Source organism: Streptomyces sp. ISL-12 (assembly GCF_018614415.1).
Classification (GTDB): Bacteria; Actinomycetota; Actinomycetes; order Streptomycetales; family Streptomycetaceae; genus Streptomyces.
In genome coordinates, this window is sequence record NZ_JAGGOO010000152.1 from 24,364 (window position 1) to 31,626 (window position 7,263).

General features: G+C 71.6%; 5 protein-coding genes and 2 pseudogenes. 4 read left to right on the forward strand and 3 right to left on the reverse strand.

Annotated features, from left to right (window positions below):
• Positions 1-5: 5 nt before the first annotated feature.
• From J7I94_RS33955 to J7I94_RS33960, 3 genes and pseudogenes are all read right to left on the reverse strand, one after another.
• Positions 6-1,099 (reverse strand): annotated as a pseudogene (locus J7I94_RS33955) (LLM class flavin-dependent oxidoreductase).
• Positions 1,100-1,412: 313 nt separating this feature from the next.
• Positions 1,413-1,487, reverse strand: a complete 75-nt coding sequence (locus J7I94_RS39630; protein WP_374198476.1) for a putative leader peptide — start codon at positions 1,485-1,487, stop codon at positions 1,413-1,415.
• A gap of 895 nt (positions 1,488-2,382) precedes the next feature.
• Positions 2,383-3,231 (reverse strand): helix-turn-helix transcriptional regulator, encoded by an 849-nt coding sequence (locus J7I94_RS33960; RefSeq protein WP_215173523.1) that lies wholly within the window; start codon positions 3,229-3,231, stop codon positions 2,383-2,385.
• 139 nt (positions 3,232-3,370) lie between these two features.
• On the opposite strand from J7I94_RS33960, the gene J7I94_RS33965 reads away from it, so the two are divergent.
• The 4 genes and pseudogenes from J7I94_RS33965 to abc-f all read left to right on the forward strand — a co-directional run bounded on the left by J7I94_RS33965 (position 3,371) and on the right by abc-f (position 6,965).
• Positions 3,371-3,637, forward strand: coding sequence for an Atu4866 domain-containing protein (locus J7I94_RS33965; protein ID WP_215173525.1), 267 nt, complete (start codon positions 3,371-3,373; stop codon positions 3,635-3,637).
• A 144-nt stretch (positions 3,638-3,781) separates the two neighbouring features.
• Positions 3,782-4,540 (forward strand): SDR family NAD(P)-dependent oxidoreductase, encoded by a 759-nt coding sequence (locus J7I94_RS33970; protein ID WP_215173527.1) that lies wholly within the window; start codon positions 3,782-3,784, stop codon positions 4,538-4,540.
• Positions 4,534-4,629 (forward strand): annotated as a pseudogene (locus J7I94_RS39635) (short-chain dehydrogenase); the annotation flags it as partial. The gene J7I94_RS33970 and the pseudogene J7I94_RS39635, both read left to right, overlap by 7 nt.
• Before the next feature lie 653 nt (positions 4,630-5,282).
• Positions 5,283-6,965: a ribosomal protection-like ABC-F family protein gene (abc-f, locus tag J7I94_RS33975; protein ID WP_215173529.1), complete on the forward strand. Its 1,683-nt coding sequence runs from the start codon at positions 5,283-5,285 to the stop codon at positions 6,963-6,965.
• Positions 6,966-7,263: the final 298 nt, after the last annotated feature.

The following is a 7,263-nucleotide window of genomic DNA, read 5'->3' on the forward strand; positions in this document are numbered from 1 at the left end:
GGGGCTCAGACGGTGGCGGGGGCAGGGGCAGGTTCGCGGTTGAGCAGCGGGCTCACGCACTCCCCGAACCGGATCGCCTCCTCCAGGTGCGGCTGCCCGGAGAGGATGAAGTGCTCGATGCCGAGGGCGGCGTACTCCTCGATGCGTTCGGCGACCTGCTCATGAGTGCCGACCAGCGCGGTCCCGGCACCGGGCCGAACCCGGCCCACAGGTTGGGGTGGATCTCCAGCCGGTCGGTGCGTCCGCCGCTCAGCGCGGCCATGGCCCGCTGCCCGGCCGACTCCGACCGGCTGAACCGTTCGTGGGCGGCGCGGATCGCGGCCGGGTCGAGGGCGGCGAGAATGCGGCCGGCCTCCGCCCACGCCTCGGCCGCGGTGTCCCGGCTGATGACATGCAGCCGGATGCCGTACGACAGTTTCCGGTCGTGCTCGGCGGCCAGTTCGCGTACCCGGGCGAGCTTCGCGGCGACGGCGGCCGGCGGTTCGCCCCAGGTGAGGTAGGTGTCGGCGTAACGGGCGGCGACCGGCAGGGCGGCCTGGGAGGAGCCGCCGAAGAACACCGGCGGCCGGGGCAGCGGGGGCCTGCGCAGATGTCCGCCCGCGACCCGGTAGTGGACGCCGTCGAAGTCGTACGGCTCCCCGTTCCAGGCGGTGTGCAGCAGGTGCAGGAACTCCGCGGTGCGGGCGTAGCGGTCGTCGTGGGCGAGGAAGTCGCCGTAGGCACGCTGTTCGTCGGCGTCGGAGCCGGTGACGGTGTTGAGCAGCAGCCGCCCACCGGACAGCCGCTGGTAGGTGGCGGCCATCTGCGCGGCGAGCGGCGGGGTGATGGCGCCGGGGCGGAAGGCGACGAGGAACTTCAGGCGGGTGGTCTGCGGGATGAGCGCGGCCGTGGTCAGCCAGGCGTCCTCGCAGTCGCTGCCGGTCGGAGTGAGTACTGCCTCGAACCCGGCGGACTCGGTGGCGCGGGCCACCTGGGCGAGGTAGTCGAGGGTCGGCGGGCGGAGGGTGGCCCGTGACCGGAGACTGTCACGGGCCCTCACGCCGACGACGTCGCGGTCGTCGCCGGTGGTGGGCAGGAACCAGTGCAGGCGCACGGTCATGGCGTCTCCAGAGGAAGGTGCGGTGGGGAACGAGAGGGGACCCTCCGGCGTCCGGTCGGCGCGGTGCGCGCGGAGCCGGGGCCGAAACGGGTGGCAGCGCTGCCGCGACGTTGAACCACGGATCCGGCGGCGGACGGCCGGACGAAGGCGGGAAGATCGTCGCGAGCCTGCGCGGGGTTCGCGGAGGGGCGGCGCGGAGTTCGCGGGTGGGCCGCGTGGGGGTTCGCGGGTGGGCCGCGTGGGGGTTCGCGGGTGGGCCGCGTGGGGGTTCGCGGGTGGGCCGCGTGGGGGTTCGCGGGTGGGCCGCGTGGGGTCAGCTACACAGCGCGGCGGCGACCCTCACCAGGTCGACGTGTGCGCGCGTGATCAGCTCGACACCGGATTCCATGGGGCGGGACTATACACATCGAGGATGACGACGGGGCTGCGGATCTCGCAGGCTGGACAGCGCGAACCTCCGCACGTCGTGTCGCGGACGCGCTGCCGGTCAAGGCGGATACCGACGCGTTCGTGCCGGCGGAGGCCGACGCTCTGTGCAACGCCTGAGTACGGGCAGGTCAGCGAGGAACGTGTCAACCACCGCGACGGCTACTGTGGTCGAGAGAGCCGCGCAGCCACGGTCGCAAGTGAGCACGGTGGCACGGCAGATGAAAGAGCAGGCCGCAGTCTGAACGACGGTCGGGACTGCCTGGCCGACGGCAGACGTCCGGCGCGTCGCGCAGGACGCGCCGGAGGCGCTTCGGACGGGCTTCCGGCCGTCGCCTGGTACACGATGATCGCCTGCTGCTCGGCGCCGCCGCCGGTAAGCGCCTGCCTTCGTAGGGCGAGGCTGCCGACGACCGGTGCGCGAAGCGCTTGGGTTCGTCACGGGCAGGCCGCGTCTCGTGCCGCGCCCCCAGCCGACGGAACTCCTCGTCCGTCTCCGACGCGGCGACCAGGTGGACGGTCCGGGGTCGCGTGGGTCGGCTTCGGCGCGCAGGGACCGGTGCTTCGACGTGCTGGCGGCGCATGCTCACTTCGGCTCGTCAGGGTGACCTTCGGCGAAGTCCCTGGTGATTCTGGGGTGATGGGCCGTAGCACGTGCTCTGTGAGATATGCGGACGGGAGCGGGCTGACGGCTGCGGGACGCGAGCGTCGGGAGACTGTGCGGACGCAGGCGGCCGGGCTGTTCGAGCAGAAGGTCAAGCCGTCGGAGGTCGCGCGGCGACTGCGGGTGAGCGTGAAGTCGGCCCACCAGCCGACCGGGCACTGTTGCCGACCTGTCCCCATGTTCCGTCGGCTGATCAGGGGTGGGACCGGGGGTCGGGCCGGCGCCGGGTGGCGTGGAGGGAACCGAGCAGGTTGAGGGACTGGGCACTGGAGCTGCCTGGTTCGGCGTGGTAGATGACGAGCTGCTGGCCGGGGGCGTCGCGTACGTCGAAAGCCTGGTAAGTGAGGGTGAGGGGGCCGACGTCCGGGTGGAGGAAGTGTTTGGCGTCCCGGGTCTTGCCGCGCACGGTGTGGGCGTTCCAGAGGCGGGTGAAGTCCACGCTGTGCTCCGTGAGGGTGCGGACCAGTTCGCGCAGCCGTGGGTTGTCCGGGGCGAATCCGGTCGCCTCGCGAAGGTTGGCAACGGTGGCCTGTGCTGCCCGGTCCCAGTCCGTGTAGAAGTTGCGGCCCGCGGGGTCGAGGAAGGTCATGCGGGCCAGGTTGTCCGCCGGCTCGAACGGGGCGTAGAGGGCATCGGCCAGGGCGTTGACGGCGAGAAGGTCCAGGGTCCGGCTCATGACGAACGCTGGAGTGTTCGGGCAGCCGTCCATCAGCTGTCGCAGCGAAGGGCTGACCCGCTCGGCGGCCTGGACCGAGGGCTGGTCGGTCGGCGTGGCCCCGGCCAGCCGGTACACGTGCGCGCGTGCGTCCGCGTCGAGGCGCAGTGCGCGGCTGAGCGCGTCGACCACCTGGGGTGAAGGGCTGCGTTCGCGGCCTTGTTCCAGGCGGGTGTAGTAATCGGCGTTCACTCCGGCCAGGACGGCAACCTCTTCGCGGCGCAGTCCGGCGACTCTGCGGGCCCCGTAGCTCGCCATGCCGACGTCCTCCGGCCGCAGGCCGGCGCGGCGTGCGCGCAGGAAGTCCCCCAGGTGGTTGTCGTCCATGCGTTCAGGCTAGGCGGTGGCTCGGTGCGCTGCCAGGGTGTGCCGCACCCAGGCAGCACGCGTCCTGGTCGACTGCCGCTGACCTGCCGAGACTCGGTGGAGCGGGAAGGACCGCACCATGCGAGGAGAGGAGCCTGACATGGCAGGAACCGTTGAGGGCGACCACGTCGACGTCGTCGGGATGTGGGTGACCGCGGATGGTCACATCCGTCAGGAGTTGCTGCCGGACGGCCGCTACGACGAAGCCCGCGGCGCGCGGCGCAGCGCGTACACCGGCCGGTACACGGTGACCGGCAGCCACTTGGACTATGTGGACGACACCGGGTTCACCGCCACGGGCGACATCCGGGACGGAGTGCTCTATCACGAGCACCTCGTGCTCTACCGGGAGCAGAGGCCGTCGTAGAGAAGGCCGGGCCACGGCCGCCCTGGGCACCGGGGCGAATCCGCCGCCGGCGGACCAAGCAGTCCCGCGCAGCAGTCAGCCCGTCAGTCAGTCAGCCAGCCAGCCAGCCAGCCAGCCAGCAAACGAGAATCAAGGATCACATCCATGACAGGGAAACGACTTGACGGCAAGGTCGCGCTGATCACGGGCGCGACCGGCGGCCTCGGCACAGCGACCGCGGAACTCTTCGCCCGCGAGGGCGCCCGGCTAGTGATCACCGATATCGCCGAAGGCCCTTTGCGGGAGCTGTCCCGCCGGCTCGGGGCAGGCGGCGCGGAGGTCGTCACTGCTCGCCTCGATGTCTCCTCCGCACGGGAATGGGAGGAAGTGATCACCCTCGTACGCGACCGGTTCGGAACGCTGGACGTACTCGTGAACCTCGCCGGCATCCTGGACTGGCCAGGTATCGAGGACACGCGGGAAGAGGCTTGGGACCGCGTCATAGACGTGAACCAGAAAGGCACATGGCTCGGCATGAAGGCGGCGTTGCCGCTCCTGCGTGCGAGCGGCAACGCGTCGGTGATCAATACGTCGTCAGTACTCGGCCTGGTAGGAAGCGGTGCGGCTGCGGCCTACCAAGCGTCCAAGGGGGCCGTGCGCCTGTTGAGCAAGACCGCCGCGGTCGAGTACGCCCGGCAGGGAGTACGGATCAACTCGGTGCATCCCGGGGTGATCGCCACGCCGATGATCCAGGAACTCCTGGACGATCAGGGCGACCAGCAGCCGGACATCCAACGCACCCCCATGCGCCGAGCAGGCCGCGCCGACGAGATCGCACCCGCGATCCTCTTCCTGGCCTGTGATGACTCCTCGTTCGTCACTGGCTCGGAGCTGGTGGTCGACGGCGGACTCACCGCGTACTGAACAACGCCGGGCACACCGAGAACAAGCCCGTCACGGAGACCACGGCCGAGGACTGGGACACCGTGATGGCGGTCAGCCCCCGCGGCTCCGAGCAGGTCGACCTCGGTCCGGTCCGCGTACGGGTGCCGGTCCCGCTCGCCGAAGAGGTTCCGCAGCTGGCTCTCGGTGGCCTCCTCACCCGGCGCGAGTCCGAGGACGGCCAGGCCGCGGCCCATCCAACGCCCGGCCGGGACACCGGCTTGCTCCTGGGCCTCACGCAGTGGCGTACGGGCCGGGCGGCGGCCGTCGCCGGCAACGGTCTCGCGCAGGTAGTAGCGGTGCATCTGACCGGCCCGGATCACCTGATGCCACCGCGCACGCGCTGCCACCACCGCCACCCGCGAACCACCACACCGACAAACCCGGCTGGCTCCGGAACCAACCGGGCCCCCTGCCGTGCCCCGCCCGCGGGATTCCGCCGATGCGGCCCGGCCGAGCGCACAGCACCGACGAGCGGCGGCCCACGTCTCACCCTCCCCGGGTGAGCCGTGGGCCGCCGCGCTCCAGGCACAGGCGGAAGGTGCCGTACGGGTCGATGCCGCGCCAGGTCAGCACGGACTCCGCAGCCCGCACCCCTTGAGACGAGACGCTTCGTCTTGTTATGGTGGGGTCATGGCTTTCCTCTTCTTCGTCTGAGCCCGGGCACGGCCCCAGCCGCCGTCTCTGCTGCCCCCAGCCCCCACGCATGCCCAGGGAAAGCCCTATGCGCGACCGCGCTCACACCGCCCTGTCCACCACCGCCCCCGATGTGGCGCAGCTGTCGGTCAGGTCCGTCACCAAGTCGTACGGCACCCGGACCGTCCTCGACCAGGTCTCCTTCACCGTCCGGCCGGGCGAGAAGGCCGCCGTCGTCGGTGACAACGGCTCAGGCAAATCCACCCTGCTGCGGCTGCTCGCCGCGGCCGAGAGGCCGGACGCCGGCGAGGTCACCGTCCGCTTTCCCGGCGGAACCGGCCACCTCGCCCAGACCCCCGGCCTCGATCCGGACCGCACCGTGCAGGACGCCGTCGACCTTGCCCTGACCGAACTGCGCGACATGGAGCGAAGACTCCGTGCGGCAGAGGAGTCCCTCGCCGACGCGACGGACGAAGAGCTCGCCGCGTACGGCGAGCTGCTGACCGCGTACGAAGAACGCGGCGGATACCAGGCGGACGCCCGGGTGGATGCCGCCATGCACGGACTCGGACTGGCCCGGATCACCCGGGAACGCCCGCTCGGCTCACTGTCCGGCGGCGAGCAGGCGCGCCTCGCGCTCGCCTGCACCCTGGCCGCCGCCCCCGAACTGCTGCTCCTGGACGAACCGACCAACCACCTCGACGCCACCGCCGTGCGCTGGCTGGAGGAACACCTGCGCGCACACCGCGGCACCGTCATCGCGGTCACCCATGACCGCGGCTTCCTCGAACGCATCGCCACCACGATCCTCGAGGTCGACCGGGACGAGCGCACGGTGCGCCGGTACGGCGACGGATGGGCCGGCTACCGCGCCGCGAAGGCCGCCGTCCGGCGCGCGGCGCAGCAGCGGTACGCGGACTGGGCCGAAGAGGTGGCTCGCACGGAAGAGCTGCTGGAAGCCGCCGGCAGGCGGCTCGCCGTCACCGGCCGCGACCCGAAGCAGGGCTTCGGCAAGCACCGCCGCTCCAGCGAGGCGAAGCTCGGCGGGCAGGTGCGCTCGGTGCGGGAGCGCCTGGACCGGCTGCGGCGCAACCCGGTGGCGCAGCCGCCGGTACCGCTGAGGTTCACGACGGCGCTGCCGTCGGCAGCCGGCGGCCCCGCCCAGGGCACACTCGCCGAGCTCGACAACGTACGGGTCGGACAACGTCTGCGCCTGGACGGACTTCTGACGATCAAGCCCGGAGGGCGCCTCCTTGTCACGGGTGAGAACGGCGCGGGCAAGTCGACGCTGCTCCGCGTCCTGGCGGGCGACCTGCAGCCGGACGCGGGCACGGCGCACCGCCCTGCCCGGACCGGCTACCTCGCCCAGGAACTGCCCGTGCACGCCACGCCGCTGCCGCTGCTCGCCGCGTTCGCCGCCGGACGGCCCGGGCTGCCGGACGAGTACGCCGAACAGCTCCTGTCCCTGGGCCTGTTCCGCGAACAGGACCTGCACGTCCCGGTCACCGCCCTGTCCGTGGGACAGCAACGGCGGCTGCAGATCGCGACCCTGGTGACCCGGCCCGCAGACCTCCTCGTCCTCGACGAGCCGACCAACCACATCGCACCCGACCTGATCGAGGACCTCCAGGCGGCGCTCGCGGCGTACCCAGGAGCAGTCGTCGCGGTCTCACACGACCACCACTTCCGTGCACACTTCCGAGCCGGACAACTGGAACTGCACGCCGGCCACGGGCACGTACCCAACCCGCCCCCACCCCGGACCTCTTGACCCGGACGGCGCGCTCCCGCTGCACATCCCGGCTCTCACCCAGCGACGGCAAGGAGTCCATGACGCCGGTGTTGTGCACCAGGACGCCGGCACCGCCGAGGACCTCGACGGCGTCCGCCACCTCCTGGTCAGTCAGGTCACCGACAACCGACGGACCGGTCCAGCGACTTGGGGGGACGTCGCCGCCGTTGGCCCCGGAGAGCAGGGGGCCTAGGGCCTGTCGTTTGGATCAGGACGCAGGACACCGGCGGAACTTGTCCATGCCGGTGAGCGGGGTCTGGTGCGTGCGGCTGCAAGG

Coding starts and splice junctions, on each gene's coding strand:
- J7I94_RS33960 (WP_215173523.1), bottom strand. CDS start 3,231: ATGGACGACAACCACCTGGGGGACTTCCTGCGCGCACGCCGCGCCGGC.
- J7I94_RS33965 (WP_215173525.1), top strand. CDS start 3,371: ATGGCAGGAACCGTTGAGGGCGACCACGTCGACGTCGTCGGGATGTGG.
- J7I94_RS33970 (WP_215173527.1), top strand. CDS start 3,782: ATGACAGGGAAACGACTTGACGGCAAGGTCGCGCTGATCACGGGCGCG.
- abc-f (WP_215173529.1), top strand. CDS start 5,283: ATGCGCGACCGCGCTCACACCGCCCTGTCCACCACCGCCCCCGATGTG.